This is a genomic window from Pseudomonas syringae group sp. J248-6, from assembly GCF_032586995.1.
Lineage (GTDB): Bacteria > Pseudomonadota > Gammaproteobacteria > Pseudomonadales > Pseudomonadaceae > Aquipseudomonas > Aquipseudomonas amygdali.
Window position 1 is genome coordinate 23,115 of the sequence record NZ_JAWHOP010000026.1, and the last position, 15,275, is coordinate 38,389.

The following is a 15,275-nucleotide window of genomic DNA, read 5'->3' on the forward strand; positions in this document are numbered from 1 at the left end:
GCAGGAGTGCTCTGAGAAGCACTCCTGCCGACCGGTCACTGATCGTCGAAAAACCGCTCGTGCCAGTCAACCAGCGGCTGAGGCGAGTTGAGCTTCTGGCCGTAGATCACCGAATAGGACAACACGTTCTGTACGTACTGGCGGGTTTCATCGAACGGTATGCTCTCTACCCAGACATCGAAGGCCAGGTGATTGGCACCTTTCAGCCATTGGCGTACGCGGCCTGGCCCGGCGTTGTAGGCGGCTGAAGCAAGCACGCGGTTGCCGTTGAACTGGGCATGCACCGAACTCAGGTAGGCAGCGCCCAGCTGAATGTTGGTGTCCGGGTCCAGCACCTGCTGCGGCGATGCCAGCGGGATGCTGAACTTGCGGGCAGTTTCCTTGGCGGTGGCAGGCATCAACTGCATCAGCCCGCTGGCACCGACGCCCGAGCGAGCGTCATCCATGAAGGCGCTCTCCTGGCGCGTAATGGCGAATACCCAGCTTGAGTGCAGCCCACGCACCTTGGCTTCGCGTACCAGTGTGTCGCGATGGGCCATCGGGAAGCGGATGTCCAGATCATCCCAGTATTGCGCCTGGCTGATCGTGCGAATGGCTGGGAAATACCATTTCAGGTCGTAGGCCAGTTTGGCCTGGGCAACCATTTCGTCACGGTTGAACTGGCGGCTGACGTGATACCACTCGCGTCGTCCATCGACGATTTCGCCGCGATCATGAAACTCCAGCGCACGACGCACCCCGGGTGTATTGCGTACCTTGTTGATCAGCGCCTGGCTGAGCACCAGGGGCTTGTTGTTGAGCTGATAGGGGCTTTGTGTGCGATCGGCCGCCAGAAAACCGTAGAAGTCGCGCTCTTTGGCCACGTCCTTGTACAGAGCGGCAATCAGCGGGCTGTTGGGCTGCGCCAGTTCCAGAGAGCGGGCTTCCCAGTAACGCCAGCGATTGGTCGCAGCAAGGTCCTTGGGCAGTCGGCGCGCCAGTTCGTAGGCGTCCTCCCAGCGACCCAGTCGCAGCAACAGACGCATACGCCACTCGGTAACCGTGTTGTCGCGCAGTTCCGGGTCGTATCGGGTCATGACCTCCAGGGCGCGGTCATCATAACGACGTGCCAGGGTCAGGCCGATTTCCTTGGCAATTTCCACCTGCTCTTCGCGGGAGAAGTGCATGGTTGCCGCGTAGCCATCAAGCATCGACAGGGCCTTCTGCGGGTCTTCCTTGGCCAGTCTGCGCAGGCCAAGGCCGACCACATCGGACATGGCTTCATCCACCGGCGCGAACTGTGCGGGGTTGTTGATCATTTCCGGCTTCTGGGCGACAGCCAGCAGCAGGCGACCTTGCGGGGCCAGCGAATTGAGACTGTTGACCAGCGTGTTGGCCAGGCTGTAATTGCGTGCCTGAGCGGCCAGTTTGGCCCGTTGCCAGCGTTTCTGCTCCGTCAACTGGCCTGCGGCTGCCCATTGTGCGAAAAAGCCGTCACAGGCGGCTGGCAGTGTCTTGCCGGTCATCCACAGTTTTTCTGCGCTGGCATAGCCTTCGGCGCGCTTGTTGTTGCTCAACTGGTATTGCCCGTACAGGCAATCCAGTTCGACGAAATTCATTTTCGGGTCGTAGTACTTGACGAACGGTTGCCAGTCACCGCGTTCCGCCAGCCAGCGCAACCAGCGCAGCTTCATCCAGTTGGCCTGCGGCAGGTCACCATGCTCGGCAAGAAACTTCTCGATCTCCGCGTTGCTGGCAGTCTTCAGGCGAGCCGTCAGCTCGTCGTATTCGAGGTAAGGCTCCAGCGGATAATCGGCCAGCGCCGTGCTGTACATCTGATACGGGCCTGAATCGCCCTTGGCCAGCGCACGCTTGGCTTCGTCGTAATACTTGCGTTGTTGGTTGAGGTCTACCGCATGAGCAGTCTGGATGGCGGTAGTGGAGAGGAGCAGGCACGATAAAAAGCTGAACAAACGACTGCGCATGAGACTTCCGAGCAGATGAGTCGTGAAAAGTATTGCTAGCTTAGCCTTTTGCCAGCTCATGGTGAAAGCATTGCCGACGAGCTTGTCTCATATGGAAATAATTGTCGGTTATGAAGGGTATGTGGAAGTTGTCACGGGTGCCACGATTCCCGACATCCGCCGGTTATCTCAGGTAGAATGCGCGCCCGGTTTTTGGAGAAGCTCATGACCCTGCTCAAATTCAGCGATGTGTCCCTTGCTTTCGGCGCCATGCCGTTATTGGACAAGGTGTCCTGGCAGATCGCCCGTGGTGAGCGGGTGTGCATCATCGGCCGTAACGGCACAGGCAAATCCAGCATGTTGAAGCTGGTAAAAGGCGTTCAGAAGCCTGATGACGGGGCTGTCTGGCGTGCGCCCGGCCTCAAGATCGGCGAATTGCCCCAGGAATTGCCGGTAGCCGACGGACGGACTGTCTTCGACGTGGTAGCCGAAGGTCTGGATGGCGTCGGTGCGTTGCTGGCCGAATACCACCATCTGGCGCAGAACTGCGTCACCGAGGAAGACCTGAACAAGCTGATGCATGTTCAGCAGGACCTCGAAGCCCGTGATGGCTGGCGCCTGCAGCAGTTGGTCGAGAGCACTCTCAGCCGCTTGCAGTTGCCTGCCGACAAGACCCTGGCCGAGTTGTCCGGTGGCTGGCGTCGCCGTGTTCTGCTAGCTCAGGCGCTGGTTTCCGAGCCCGACCTGTTGCTGCTCGACGAGCCGACCAACCACCTGGATATCGGCGCTATCGCCTGGCTTGAAGAAGCCCTCAAGGATTTCCAGGGTGCGGTGCTGTTCATCACGCACGACCGGGCATTCCTGCAAAACCTTGCGACCCGTATTCTTGAGCTGGACCGCGGTGGACTGATCGACTGGGACGGCGATTACGCCAGTTTCCTGGTCCACAAGGAAGCCGCACTGGCAGCCGAAGAGACTGCCAACGCACTGTTCGACAAGCGTCTGGCCCAGGAAGAGGTCTGGATCCGGCAGGGCATCAAGGCTCGACGTACCCGTAACGAGGGCCGCGTGCGTGCCCTGAAGGAGCTGCGTGTAGAGCGTAGCGAGCGCCGTGAACGTACCGGCAAGGCCAATATCCAGCTCGATACTGCCGAGAAATCCGGCAAGCAGGTCATGGTTCTCGACAACGTCAGCTTTGCCCATCCGGGTGGCCCGATGTTGATCAAGGATTTCTCCATGGTCCTGCAGCGCGAAGACCGTATCGGTCTGCTCGGCGCGAACGGCACCGGCAAGACCACATTGCTCAAGCTGATGCTCGACAACCTCCAGCCGACCGGTGGCAAGGTTGAAGTCGGTACGCGTCTCGATGTGGCCTATTTCGACCAGTTGCGTCACCAGCTCGACCTGGAAAAGACCGTGATCGACAACGTTGCCGAGGGGCGTGACTTCATCGACATCGATGGCCAGAGCCGTCATGTCCTGAGTTACCTGGGTGACTTCCTGTTCAGCCCGCAACGTGCCCGCACGCCAGTCAAGGCGCTGTCCGGTGGCGAGCGTGCCCGTCTGTTGCTGGCCAAATTGTTCAGCAAGCCTGCCAACCTGCTGGTGCTCGACGAACCGACCAACGACCTGGACGTCGAAACTCTGGAGCTGCTCGAAGAGGTTCTGCTGACCTTCAAGGGCACCGTATTGATGGTCAGCCACGACCGGGCATTCCTCGACAACGTCGTCACCAGTACTCTGGTGTTCGAAGGTGAAGGCAAGGTTCGCGAATACGTCGGCGGTTATCAGGACTGGCTGCGTCAGGGCGGTTCGCCGCGTCTTCTGGGTGTTGCCGACACCAAGTCGGGCAAGGCCGAACTGGCCAGCGCTGTGGTGCAGGCCGCACCGGTTGCCGCGCAGGACATGCCGGTCGCCAAGAAGAAGCTTAGCTACAAACTTCAGCGCGAGCTGGAGGCGCTGCCTGCACAGATCGATGAGGTTGAAGGCAAGATGGCCGTCCTGACTGCAGAAATGGCCGAGCCGGGCTTTTACCAGCGTTCTGCGGAACAGACTGCTGCCGTGCTGGCGCAGCTGGAAAACCTGCAGGCCGAGCTGGACAAGCTGCTGGAGCGCTGGGCCGAACTGGACGAGTGATCGCTGACGCGTTCGTGTGATGCAAAAAAGCCCGGGTAACCGGGCTTTTCGTTGTAGCAGGCCAGATTACTCGGGCTTTTTAAGGCTCACTGCCAGCACGTCACATGGTGCGCCGTGCAGGACGTCGTTGGCAGTGGAGCCAAGCAACAAGGCCAGGCCGTGGCGGCCATGGCTGCCGACGACGATCATGTCACAAGCCTTGCTCTTGGCGAGTTTGTGGATTTCCTGCCGTGGCTGACCAATCACTATGTGGTTTTCGCTGGTTTTCAGCTGCGGGTACTTGAGTTTGAGCTTTTCGAGCTTCTCCTGGGCCTGATCCATCTGTTGCTGTTGCAATTGCGAAAGGTCCATCGGGACGTCACCGCCGAACGCCATGGCGATTGGTTCGACGATGTGCACGACCGACAGTTTTGCTTCGCTGGCCTTGGCCAGCAAGCTGGCGCGACGGATGACCGGGTCACACTCATCGGTGAGGTCAATAGCAACCAGAATGTGTTCGTATGGCATGAGGGTGTCCTCCGGGAACATTGCGATGGTGGGAGTATGGCTCTTTCGTTCGCATCTGGGCAGACCCTTGTGCAAGCCATTGTTTTCAAAAATGTTGTGAGAAGTCCGAGATCGGGTGGGGGGCAAGAAATATGACGGTCTGGATAGTCCTGTCAATCATTGGTGTGATGCTGAGCCCGCTTGTGTGGTTGCGCCCGTCGCGTCATCAGAGCGGCAGGATGGCATTGCGCATGGAGGCGCGCCGTCTGGGAATGGGTATGCAGCTTGCCCCGCAAGAGTGGCCGCACTGGCTGACGAAAGAGCCGCCAAGCCCTTGCGCGCAGTACCATCGCCCGCGGCTGGGCTCGCATGCAGATGCCTGGGTTTACTGGCAGAGCGAGCCGGGCGTCTGGCGCAACAGCTGGCGTGAGGTCTGCGAAGATCCAAAGCTGCTGCCTCATCTGCAGACGTTACCCGCAGATGCCTACAAGGTCGAGGCTGACGGGCAGATGGTTGCCGTGTACTGGGCGGAGCGGGGCGAGGCAGAAGTGTTGCAGCGTATTGATAAGCTGCTCAAGGAATTGGCCTGAGCCTGAATCAAAGGCATTAAATCGCAGGCATTAAAAAGCCCGATAACAACATCGGGCCGGGGTTGGCCAGGCAGGCCGATAATTCGTCGCGTGCCGACAGGCTTTCGCTGCCATGTCGGCCTTCGCTGTTGCGCACCCGCAAATCAGCTGCATTGCGAGCCTCTTGTGGCGCAGTGTTGCGACTCTAGCCCTTTTGCTCCATTTTGTCGCGATTCCTGCAAATATTTTTTGTACATGCCCTCAGGCGGTGCGTCCGCACCTGACTTTCCTGGCCTACAACTGCCTCATGCCACGTTCTCTAAATCGGGCTACAGCACCTGAGTGCGGCTACTATCACGCTGGCGAATGATGGCGGATCGCACACAGGCGTGGGCATTATGGAGTGCCTGCATATTCCTGCGAAAACGAATATTTTCGAGTGTTTTGTCGAATTGACAATCTCTCGGTTATGCCTGATGGTGTGCGTACCCAAATCAAACGGGCGTATGAAATGATCGTTTGGTCGTCAGAAGGCTCTGACAGAATCCTGGCTACCACGTCGCGGCGGGTAAACGTGTGATTTGGCGAGTTCATCGACGGCGACGTCGTAGCCCCGTCGGACATTAATGTCCGGCGGGTATTGTTCAGCTTCCATATTGTGGAGATCAGTTGATGATTTACGAAGGTAAAGCCATCACGGTTAAGGCTCTTGAAAGTGGCATCGTCGAATTGAATTTCGATCTCAAGGGTGAGTCCGTCAACAAGTTCAACCGCCTCACCCTCAATGAATTGCGTCAGGCAGTCGATGCAATCAAGGCCGATGCCTCGGTCAAGGGCGTGATCGTCAGCAGTGGCAAGGACGTGTTCATCGTCGGTGCCGACATCACCGAGTTCGTCGACAACTTCAAGTTGCCGGAAGCCGAACTGGTTGCGGGCAATCTGCAAGCCAACAGGATTTTCAGCGATTTCGAAGATCTGGGCGTGCCCACCGTTGTCGCTATCAACGGTATTGCGCTGGGCGGCGGTCTGGAAATGTGCCTGGCCGCAGACTATCGGGTCATCTCCAGCAGTGCTCGCATCGGTCTGCCCGAAGTCAAGCTGGGCCTATACCCTGGTTTCGGCGGTACTGTGCGTTTGCCGCGCATCATCGGTGCTGACAACGCAATCGAATGGATCGCGTCAGGCAAGGAAAGCTCCGCAGAGGATGCTCTGAAGGTTGGTGCCGTTGATGCGGTAGTTGCACCCGAGAAGCTTCAGGCCGCAGCGCTTGACCTGATTCAGCGCGCTATTTCCGGCGAGTTCGACTACAAGGCCAAGCGCCAGCCCAAGCTGGACAAGCTCAAGCTCAATGCCATTGAGCAGATGATGGCATTCGAAACCGCCAAAGGTTTTGTCGCAGGTCAGGCCGGACCGAACTATCCGGCACCGGTCGAGGCGATCAAGACCATCCAGAAAGCCGCCAATTTCGGTCGTGACAAGGCGCTGGAAGTCGAAGCCGCCGGTTTCGTGAAAATGGCCAAGACATCTGCTGCGCAGAGCCTTATCGGTCTGTTTCTGAACGATCAGGAACTGAAAAAGAAAGCCAAGGGCTACGACGCAGTCGCCAAGGACGTGAAACAGGCCGCCGTACTGGGCGCCGGGATCATGGGCGGCGGCATTGCCTATCAGTCGGCAGTCAAGGGCACGCCGATTCTGATGAAGGATATCCGCGAAGAAGCCATTCAGCTGGGGCTGAACGAAGCCTCCAAACTGCTTGGTGGTCGTCTGGAAAAAGGCCGTCTGACTGCGGCGAAGATGGCCGAAGCGCTTAACGCGATTCGTCCTACGCTTTCCTACGGCGATTTCGGCAACGTCGACCTGGTGGTCGAAGCGGTTGTCGAAAACCCGAAGGTCAAGCAGGCGGTACTGGCGGAAGTCGAAGCCAATGTGGGTGAGCACACTATTCTGGCGTCCAACACTTCGACCATCTCGATCAGCCTGTTGGCCAAGGCCCTCAAGCGTCCGGAAAACTTCGTCGGCATGCACTTCTTCAACCCGGTGCACATGATGCCGCTGGTGGAAGTGATTCGTGGCGAGAAGTCCAGCGAAGAAGCGGTCGCTACGACCGTTGCCTACGCCAGGAAAATGGGCAAGAACCCGATTGTGGTCAACGACTGCCCGGGCTTTCTGGTCAACCGCGTGCTGTTTCCGTACTTCGGCGGTTTCGCCAGGCTGGTCAGCGCAGGCGTGGACTTCGTGCGCATCGACAAGGTCATGGAGAAATTCGGCTGGCCGATGGGGCCTGCCTACCTGATGGACGTTGTCGGTATCGACACCGGCCACCATGGCCGTGATGTCATGGCCGAAGGTTTCCCTGACCGGATGAAGGATGATCGCCGCTCTGCAGTTGATGCGCTGTACGAAGCCAATCGTCTGGGGCAGAAGAACGGCAAGGGTTTCTACGCCTACGAGACCGACAAGAAGGGCAAGCCCAAGAAGGTCAATGACCCGGCTGTGCTGGATGTGCTCAAGCCGATCGTCTACGAACAGCGTGAAGTGAGTGATGAAGACATCATCAACTGGATGATGATCCCGTTGTGCCTGGAAACGGTTCGCTGCCTGGAAGACGGCATCGTCGAAACCGCTGCCGAAGCCGACATGGGCCTGATCTACGGTATTGGTTTCCCTCCATTCCGTGGCGGTGCGCTGCGCTACATCGACTCCATCGGTGTTGCCGAATTCGTTGCCCTGGCTGACCAATACGCCGAGCTGGGTGCCCTGTATCAACCGACCGCGAAGCTGCGTGAAATGGCCAGTAAAGGCCAGAGCTTCTTCGGTCAAGCGTCTTCCGAGGAATGAACGAATGAGCCTTAATCCAAGAGACGTCGTGATTGTCGACTTCGGTCGTACCCCGATGGGTCGCTCCAAGGGCGGCATGCACCGCAACACCCGTGCTGAAGACATGTCCGCGCACTTGATCAGCAAATTGCTCGAGCGCAACAACAAGGTTGACCCGGCGGAAGTCGAGGACGTGATCTGGGGCTGTGTCAACCAGACCCTCGAACAGGGCTGGAACATTGCGCGCATGGCGTCGTTGCTGACCCAGATCCCGCACACTTCGGCTGCGCAGACGGTAAGCCGTCTGTGTGGTTCGTCCATGAGCGCGCTGCACACCGCTGCACAGGCGATCATGACCAACAACGGTGACGTGTTTGTCATTGGTGGCGTGGAGCACATGGGCCACGTCAGCATGATGCATGGCGTGGACCCGAACCCGCACATGTCCCTGCACGCTGCCAAAGCCTCCGGAATGATGGGCCTTACCGCCGAAATGCTCGGCAAAATGCATGGCATCACCCGCGAGCAGCAGGATGCCTTCGGCCTGCGTTCCCACCAGTTGGCCCACAAGGCGACGCTGGAAGGCAAGTTCAAGGATGAGATCATCCCGATGCAGGGTTATGACGAGAACGGCTTCCTCAAGGTCTTTGACTACGATGAGACCATCCGTCCGGACACCACCCTGGAAAGTCTCGCCGCGCTAAAGCCGGCGTTCAATCCAAAAGGCGGCACCGTGACTGCCGGTACGTCGTCGCAGATTACCGACGGTGCATCGTGCATGATCGTCATGTCTGCGCAGCGCGCCCAGGACCTCGGTATCCAGCCTCTGGCGGTGATTCGCTCGATGGCCGTGGCCGGTGTCGACCCCGCGATCATGGGCTATGGTCCGGTTCCGGCAACTCAGAAAGCGCTCAAGCGTGCAGGCCTGACGATCGCCGATATCGACTTCATCGAGCTCAACGAAGCCTTCGCTGCACAGGCCTTGCCGGTGTTGAAAGATTTGAAAGTGCTCGACAAGATGAACGAGAAGGTTAACCTTCACGGCGGCGCCATCGCTCTGGGGCATCCATTTGGGTGTTCCGGCGCGCGCATCTCCGGCACCTTGCTCAATGTCATGAAGCAAAATGGCGGCACCTTCGGCGTGTCTACCATGTGTATTGGTCTGGGGCAGGGCATCGCGACCGTTTTCGAACGCGTCTGATTCCTGTGTGTGATGCGAGCCGGGGCTTGGTGCCCCGGCTTTTGTTTTTTGAAAAAAAGGTTTTCAGCCAAATTTTTTGAACGTGTTACAAGAGGACCGCAGCATGCAACTGCAACCAGGGCTCTATCGCCATTACAAAGGCCCGCATTACCGGGTTTTCAGTGTTGCCAGGCATTCCGAAACCGAAGAGGAAGTCGTGTTCTATCAGGCTCTGTACGGCGATTTCGGGATGTGGGTGCGTCCCTTGAGCATGTTTCTGGAGTCGGTCGAGGTTGACGGCGAGCACGTCCCGCGCTTTGCTCTGGTTGAGGCTGAACCCAGCCTGTTTTCACGAACGTGAGAGGGAATTGCACAACAGGCTGTGCTTGACCTCACCTTGTAGCCACTATATATAGCGTGGCCTTTACAAGCTCCTCACTGTCTTTCATCTAGTTATTCAGGAATTTTCTGATCCATGGGCAAATCGCTGGTCATCGTGGAATCCCCGGCTAAGGCCAAGACCATCAACAAGTATTTGGGCAACCAGTACGTGGTGAAGTCGAGTATCGGCCATATCCGAGACCTGCCCACCAGCGGTTCGGCTAGTGCCGCCAAAGACCCTGCCGCCAAGCGTGGCAAGGCTGCTGCAGGCGAGGGCCCGGTACTGACGCCTAAAGAAAAGGCGCAGCGCCAGCTGGTCTCGCGCATGGGAGTCGATCCGGAACATGGCTGGAAGGCCAAGTACGAGATCCTTCCTGGCAAGGAAAAGGTCATTGAAGAGCTGCGCAAGCTCGCCAAGGATGCCGACACCATCTATCTCGCGACGGACTTGGACCGCGAAGGGGAAGCCATTGCCTGGCACCTGCGCGAAGCCATCGGCGGGGATGACAGCCGCTACAAGCGCGTGGTGTTCAACGAGATCACCAAGAAAGCCATTCAGGAAGCGTTTTCCAAGCCAGGCGAACTGGACATTGCCCGGGTCAACGCTCAGCAGGCGCGTCGTTTCCTTGACCGCGTCGTAGGCTACATGGTCTCGCCGTTGCTCTGGCAGAAAGTGGCCCGTGGTCTGTCTGCCGGTCGCGTGCAGTCGGTTGCGGTGAAGCTGGTGGTGGAGCGTGAGCGCGAAATTCGCGCGTTCAACCCTGAAGAATACTGGGAAATCCACGCCGATCTGGGCACCGCCAAGGGCGCCAATGTGCGGTTCGAAGTGGCGCGTGAAAACGGCGAAGCGTTCAAGCCGCTGAACGAAACCCAGGCCATGGCGGCCCTTGAAAAGCTCAAGGCGTCCAGCTACAGCATCGTCAAGCGTGAAGACAAGCCGACCAGCAGCAAGCCATCGGCGCCGTTCATCACCTCGACCCTGCAGCAGGCGGCGAGCAATCGCCTGGGCTTCGGCGTCAAGAAAACCATGATGATGGCACAGCGCTTGTATGAGGCTGGCTACATCACTTATATGCGTACCGACTCGACCAATCTATCGGCCGACGCGGTAAGCATGGCGCGTGACTACATCGAAACCGAGTTCGGCAAGAAGTACCTGCCGGAATCGCCCAATGTCTACAGCAGCAAGGAAGGCGCACAAGAGGCTCACGAAGCGATTCGACCTTCCGACGTCAACACCCACCCGACCAAGCTGGCAGGGATGGAGCGTGACGCGGAGCGCCTTTACGAGTTGATCTGGCGCCAGTTCGTGGCTTGCCAGATGCTGCCTGCACAATACCTGTCGACCACCGTCACGGTCGCCGCAAGCGACTTCGAGCTGCGTGCCAAGGGTCGCATTCTCAAGTTCGACGGTTATACCCGTGCGTTGCCACAGATGGCCAAGCCGGGCGATGACGACGTTCTGCCGGACATGGCGCAGGGCGAAGCGCTGAAGCTGAACAAGCTCGACCCCAGCCAGCACTTCACCAAGCCGCCAGCGCGTTATTCCGAAGCCAGTCTGGTCAAGGAAATGGAAAAGCGCGGTATCGGTCGCCCGTCGACCTACGCCGCGATTATTTCGACCATTCAGGACCGTGGCTACGTGGCGCTGCACAATCGCCGCTTCTACTCGGAAAAGATGGGCGACATCGTCACCGGACGTCTGTCCGAAAGCTTTTCCAACCTGATGGACTATGGCTTTACCGCCGGGATGGAGGAAAACCTCGACGACGTGGCTCAGGGTGAGCGCGACTGGAAAAACGTCCTGGACGAGTTCTACGGTGATTTCCGTAAAAAGCTCGACGTGGCCGAGGCCGCTGATGGCGGCATGCGTGCCAACCAGCCGGTAATGACCGATATCCCGTGCAAGGTGTGCGGCCGCCCGATGCAGATCCGTACCGCCTCGACGGGCGTGTTTCTGGGTTGCTCCGGCTACAGCCTGCCACCCAAGGAGCGCTGCAAGGCGACTGTCAATCTGACCCCCGGCGACGAGATTGCCGACGATGACGAGGGCGAGTCCGAGTCGCGGGTTCTGCGTGGCAAGCATCGCTGCCCGATCTGCAGCACGGCGATGGACGCGTATCTGCTCGACGAAAAGCACAAATTGCACATTTGCGGCAATAACCCCGATTGCACGGGTTACGAGATCGAGGAAGGCACTTACCGGATCAAAGGCTACGAAGGCCCGAGTCTGGAATGCGACAAGTGCGGCAGCGAGATGCAGCTCAAGACCGGTCGTTTTGGCAAGTTCTTCGGCTGTACCAATCCCGAGTGCAAGAACACCCGCAAATTGCTGAAAAGCGGCGACGCAGCACCGCCGAAAATGGACCCGGTGAAGATGCCGGAGCTCAAGTGCGACAAGGTCGACGATACCTACATTCTGCGTGACGGCGCTTCGGGCCTGTTCCTGGCTGCCAGCCAGTTCCCGAAAAACCGTGAAACCCGCGCCCCGCTGGTTATCGAAATCGCGCCGCACAAGGACGAAATCGATCCCAAGTACCACTTCCTTTGCGAAGCGCCGAAGAAGGATCCGGACGGTCGTCCGACAGTGATCCGTTACAGTCGCAAGACCAAAGAGCAGTATGTCCAGACCGAAGTAGAGGGCAAGCCTACGGGCTGGCGTGCGTTCTACGACGGCAGCGCCTGGAAGGTTGAAGACAAGCGTTGATCGCAAGCGTCCGACGCAAACGGGTCGGGCGCTGTTTTCGATAGGTACGGCCTGCGGTGCCAGAATGTTCCGGTGCCACAGGCTATGCTGTTCTCTATCCCATTGTTATGGAGAGTCTCGCCATGGCTCATGAGCTCTATACCCGTACCAACCAGAAGATCTATTTCGCAGGGCTTGCGCTCGAAGCGTTGGGGAAGGCGGAGAAGGGGCAGGCGGTCAACGCCCCTGCGTTGTTGCAGGCCGAGCGTGAGTCGGCTCTGTTTCATCTGTATGGCGCGCTGCTGGGCTTGTGCCACGAGATTGCAGGGTTCTACCGCCTGCCGCAGGCTGGCGCGCGTCGTGCGGAGGACTTGTTGACTCCGGAAGTGCTGAACGCCATCGCAATTCCCGAAATGGCCGAGCTGGTAGAGCTTGCCCAGAACCGCCAGACATGGCTGGCGCAGTTGCTGACGGCCTATAACGCGTTGTACGAGCCGCCACGGGCACCGAAAAAGCTCAAGGGTGATGTTACGCAGCCGATGATACAGGCAGTGAACCTGGACGCCGAGCCGGAGTCTGAACTGACACGTGAAGAGCTTGAAAATTGGCGTCAACAACTCAAAGGGTTGGCCATCCGTTTTCGTGAAGGCCTGAGCGAGTGCTGAAAACCAATGAAGTGCAGGCTGGCAGGCTGTTACAATGCCCGCCTCTTGCGGAGTAACTGTAATGCCTACCTCTTTCCTGGAAATTGTCGAACTGCCTGACGGACGTATTGAACTGCGTCGTGCCGATGACGAGGGTTCTCTGGTTACGCTTGATTTCTCTGCGGATGCCAAAGCGTTCATGCAAGGTCAGCATGTTGAAGTCGCCAAGGCCATGTTGAGTGTGGGCGTACAGATGGCTGGCCGTCTGGCTGAGGGCGAAGTCGAGAAGGATGACGTGCCCCACGTCCTGCACTGATCGACGAGCGGGCTTTTTAGCCCAGCCGGATGTTCAGGCTCTGTGCTTCCCCGATTTTTGCAGCACTGATCAATTGCTGACGCGCTGCGGTGCCAAGTGGATTGATCCAGCTCACAACCGTATGGCTACGGCCAAGTCTGAGTGCTTCGCGAGTCAGCTCCAGTACACTTTGTGTGCCGCGCGGCTGCAGTAGCAGAATCCGTTCCCTGTTGAGTCCTGCATCGCGCAACCAGGTCTGGGTCAGGCTTGAGGGTGGCGCAATCAGCGTCAGCCAGCGTGCGTTGATTTCTTCGCTCAGTTCCCGAAGGATAGGGGCCAGAAGGCTCAGGCAGTTCCCGGCGGCACCGCGCAAAGACAGTTCACTGAACAGTTCTGGCTCGTTGCCCCAGGGTGTTTCGACTGCATCGGCAAGCAGCGGGGCGATGGGCTGAGCCAGAAACGCCTCGAACAGTGGCAATTGTGAATGCGGTGCTTGATGGAACTGCATAACGCCTCCTTAGCGGCGAATGACGCCGACGCTCAAACCTTCGATCACCAGTTCCTGATCCTTGAGATCGACCTCGATGGGGGCAAAATCAGGGTTTTCGGCCAGCAGCCAGACTTTGCTGCCTTCGCGCTTGAAACGCTTGACGGTGACTTCGTCGCCGATCCGGGCAACCACGATCTGGCCGTTGCGTGCTTCGCGAGTGGTGTGCACCGCCAACAGGTCGCCATCCAGAATCCCGACGTCCTTCATGCTCATGCCGTGAACGCGCAGCAGGTAGTTGGCGCTGGGGTGGAAGAAGGAAGGGTTGATGTTGCAGGACTCTTCGATATGTTGCTGAGCCAGAATCGGCGCACCAGCTGCAACGCGGCCAATGACCGGCAGGCTGCTGTCATCCGGCCGAGCTTCGAAGCCGGGAATGCGGATGCCGCGTGAGGCACCAGGGGTCATTTCGATGGCGCCTTTGCGAGCCAATGCCTTGAGGTGTTCTTCCGCTGCGTTGGGCGATTTGAAACCCAGCTCCTGGGCGATTTCCGCACGTGTAGGTGGAAAGCCGTTGTCTTCCAGGCAGCGTTTGATGAAACCCAGGATTTCAGCCTGGCGTGGCGTCAGTTTGATCATGATGGGCGCTCTGGCTTTTTATACAGTGACTGGGATTATATACAGTGAACGCGCGTTGGCAATCATCCTTTTTACTTTCGCCGCCAGGCGGTGCAGCGGATGGCTGCGGAGCCTTGCTTCAAAAAGCGCTGCATAAGCTGTCTGTTGTCATTTAACATCCATTTTCGTGACTGTTCGGCCACAAAATGAACGGGTCCGCTTGACAAGCAGGGCGCCTGATACGTATGTTTCAAACGTTCGTTTGTTAGGCAGAGAGCCATGGCCCAGTCGGAAACCGTTGAACGCATTCTTGATGCTGCCGAGCAGTTGTTCGCAGAAAAAGGATTCGCTGAAACTTCCTTGCGTCTCATCACCAGCAAGGCTTCGGTCAATCTGGCTGCGGTGAACTATCACTTCGGTTCGAAGAAGGCGCTGATTCAGGCGGTGTTCTCGCGCTTTCTCGGCCCGTTCTGCATCAGTCTCGATCGCGAGCTGGAGCGCCGTCAGGCAAAACCCGAACACAAGCCAAGCCTTGAAGAGCTGCTGGAGATCCTCGTCGAGCAGGCGCTTGTCGTGCAACCGCGAAGCGGTAATGACCTGTCGATCTTCATGCGTCTTTTAGGGCTCGCCTTCAGTCAGAGCCAAGGCCACCTGCGCCGTTATCTTGAAGACATGTACGGCAAGGTGTTCCGTCGCTACATGACGCTGGTCAACGAAGCCGCCCCCCGTATTCCGCCTATCGAGCTGTTCTGGCGCGTGCACTTCATGCTCGGTGCCGCTGCATTCAGCATGTCCGGCATCAAGGCCTTGCGTGCGATTGCCGAAACCGATTTTGGCGTCAATACCTCCATCGAGCAGGTCATGCGCCTGATGGTGCCGTTTCTGGCCGCAGGCATGCGTGCTGACACAGGCGTCAGTGACCCGACAATGATCGCCGCTCAACTCAGGCCGCGCAGCAAGAGCAGCACCGGCACGCCTGCGGTCGCCAAGGCCTGACGCTCAAAGCCTTCTTAATGTACCGGCGCATCGCATT

General features: G+C 58.3%; 13 protein-coding genes. 9 read left to right on the forward strand and 4 right to left on the reverse strand.

The genetic code is table 11. From position 1 onward, the window contains the following. Positions 1–35 precede the first annotated feature (35 nt). The gene (locus RYC17_RS23565; RefSeq protein WP_054996501.1) at positions 36–1,964 is read right to left on the reverse strand and encodes a transglycosylase SLT domain-containing protein; all 1,929 of its coding nucleotides are present in this window, start codon (positions 1,962–1,964) and stop codon (positions 36–38) included. Positions 1,965–2,168: 204 nt separating this feature from the next. Here RYC17_RS23565 and RYC17_RS23570 point away from each other — a divergent pair, with 204 nt between their 5' ends. Further along, a complete protein-coding gene (locus RYC17_RS23570) occupies positions 2,169–4,079 on the forward strand; it encodes an ATP-binding cassette domain-containing protein (protein WP_002554111.1) in 1,911 nt (636 codons plus the stop codon). A gap of 66 nt (positions 4,080–4,145) precedes the next feature. Here RYC17_RS23570 and RYC17_RS23575 read toward each other — a convergent pair whose 3' ends face one another. Continuing rightward, positions 4,146–4,586: a universal stress protein gene (locus RYC17_RS23575; RefSeq protein ID WP_004665751.1), complete on the reverse strand. Its 441-nt coding sequence runs from the start codon at positions 4,584–4,586 to the stop codon at positions 4,146–4,148. Between the two features lie 131 nt (positions 4,587–4,717). On the opposite strand from RYC17_RS23575, the gene RYC17_RS23580 reads away from it, so the two are divergent. The 7 genes from RYC17_RS23580 to RYC17_RS23610 all read left to right on the forward strand — a co-directional run bounded on the left by RYC17_RS23580 (position 4,718) and on the right by RYC17_RS23610 (position 13,158). Continuing rightward, complete coding sequence (locus tag RYC17_RS23580) at positions 4,718–5,155, forward strand: hypothetical protein (protein WP_058401588.1); 438 nt, start codon at positions 4,718–4,720, stop codon at positions 5,153–5,155. Between the two features lie 651 nt (positions 5,156–5,806). Beyond that, positions 5,807–7,972 carry a fatty acid oxidation complex subunit alpha FadB gene (gene fadB / locus RYC17_RS23585; RefSeq protein ID WP_316904570.1) on the forward strand — a complete coding sequence of 722 codons (2,166 nt, stop codon included), beginning with the start codon at positions 5,807–5,809 and terminating at the stop codon, positions 7,970–7,972. Between the two features lie 4 nt (positions 7,973–7,976). Further along, positions 7,977–9,152 (forward strand): acetyl-CoA C-acyltransferase FadA, encoded by a 1,176-nt coding sequence (fadA, locus tag RYC17_RS23590; RefSeq protein ID WP_004656895.1) that lies wholly within the window; start codon positions 7,977–7,979, stop codon positions 9,150–9,152. Between the two features lie 103 nt (positions 9,153–9,255). Then, positions 9,256–9,492, forward strand: coding sequence for a DUF1653 domain-containing protein (locus tag RYC17_RS23595; protein WP_219169453.1), 237 nt, complete (start codon positions 9,256–9,258; stop codon positions 9,490–9,492). A 114-nt stretch (positions 9,493–9,606) separates the two neighbouring features. Continuing rightward, positions 9,607–12,219, forward strand: coding sequence for a type I DNA topoisomerase (topA, locus tag RYC17_RS23600; RefSeq protein ID WP_058401590.1), 2,613 nt, complete (start codon positions 9,607–9,609; stop codon positions 12,217–12,219). Between the two features lie 122 nt (positions 12,220–12,341). Beyond that, on the forward strand, positions 12,342–12,863 hold the full coding sequence (locus RYC17_RS23605; RefSeq protein WP_058401591.1) for a DUF6586 family protein: 522 nt from the start codon (positions 12,342–12,344) through the stop codon (positions 12,861–12,863). A gap of 61 nt (positions 12,864–12,924) precedes the next feature. Next, complete coding sequence (locus RYC17_RS23610; protein ID WP_002554102.1) at positions 12,925–13,158, forward strand: hypothetical protein; 234 nt, start codon at positions 12,925–12,927, stop codon at positions 13,156–13,158. Positions 13,159–13,174: 16 nt separating this feature from the next. On the opposite strand, the gene sulA is transcribed toward RYC17_RS23610, so the two are convergent. After that, entirely contained in the window at positions 13,175–13,645 is a 471-nt protein-coding gene (gene sulA / locus RYC17_RS23615; RefSeq protein ID WP_122281084.1) for an SOS-induced cell division inhibitor SulA, read from the reverse strand. 9 nt (positions 13,646–13,654) lie between these two features. Then, positions 13,655–14,263, reverse strand: coding sequence for a transcriptional repressor LexA (gene lexA, locus RYC17_RS23620; protein WP_003315796.1), 609 nt, complete (start codon positions 14,261–14,263; stop codon positions 13,655–13,657). Positions 14,264–14,521: 258 nt separating this feature from the next. On the opposite strand from lexA, the gene psrA reads away from it, so the two are divergent. Then, positions 14,522–15,238, forward strand: a complete 717-nt coding sequence (gene psrA / locus RYC17_RS23625; protein WP_004665746.1) for a transcriptional regulator PsrA — start codon at positions 14,522–14,524, stop codon at positions 15,236–15,238. The last annotated feature ends 37 nt before the right edge of the window (positions 15,239–15,275 follow it).

Excerpts from the sequence above, each read along its gene's own strand:
- sulA (WP_122281084.1), bottom strand. The coding sequence starts at position 13,645 with ATGCAGTTCCATCAAGCACCGCATTCACAATTGCCACTGTTCGAGGCG.
- RYC17_RS23565 (WP_054996501.1), bottom strand. The coding sequence starts at position 1,964 with ATGCGCAGTCGTTTGTTCAGCTTTTTATCGTGCCTGCTCCTCTCCACT.
- fadB (WP_316904570.1), top strand. The coding sequence starts at position 5,807 with ATGATTTACGAAGGTAAAGCCATCACGGTTAAGGCTCTTGAAAGTGGC.
- RYC17_RS23610 (WP_002554102.1), top strand. The coding sequence starts at position 12,925 with ATGCCTACCTCTTTCCTGGAAATTGTCGAACTGCCTGACGGACGTATT.
- lexA (WP_003315796.1), bottom strand. The coding sequence starts at position 14,263 with ATGATCAAACTGACGCCACGCCAGGCTGAAATCCTGGGTTTCATCAAA.
- RYC17_RS23595 (WP_219169453.1), top strand. The coding sequence starts at position 9,256 with ATGCAACTGCAACCAGGGCTCTATCGCCATTACAAAGGCCCGCATTAC.
- RYC17_RS23570 (WP_002554111.1), top strand. The coding sequence starts at position 2,169 with ATGACCCTGCTCAAATTCAGCGATGTGTCCCTTGCTTTCGGCGCCATG.
- RYC17_RS23580 (WP_058401588.1), top strand. The coding sequence starts at position 4,718 with ATGACGGTCTGGATAGTCCTGTCAATCATTGGTGTGATGCTGAGCCCG.
- RYC17_RS23575 (WP_004665751.1), bottom strand. The coding sequence starts at position 4,586 with ATGCCATACGAACACATTCTGGTTGCTATTGACCTCACCGATGAGTGT.
- topA (WP_058401590.1), top strand. The coding sequence starts at position 9,607 with ATGGGCAAATCGCTGGTCATCGTGGAATCCCCGGCTAAGGCCAAGACC.
- RYC17_RS23605 (WP_058401591.1), top strand. The coding sequence starts at position 12,342 with ATGGCTCATGAGCTCTATACCCGTACCAACCAGAAGATCTATTTCGCA.
- psrA (WP_004665746.1), top strand. The coding sequence starts at position 14,522 with ATGGCCCAGTCGGAAACCGTTGAACGCATTCTTGATGCTGCCGAGCAG.
- fadA (WP_004656895.1), top strand. The coding sequence starts at position 7,977 with ATGAGCCTTAATCCAAGAGACGTCGTGATTGTCGACTTCGGTCGTACC.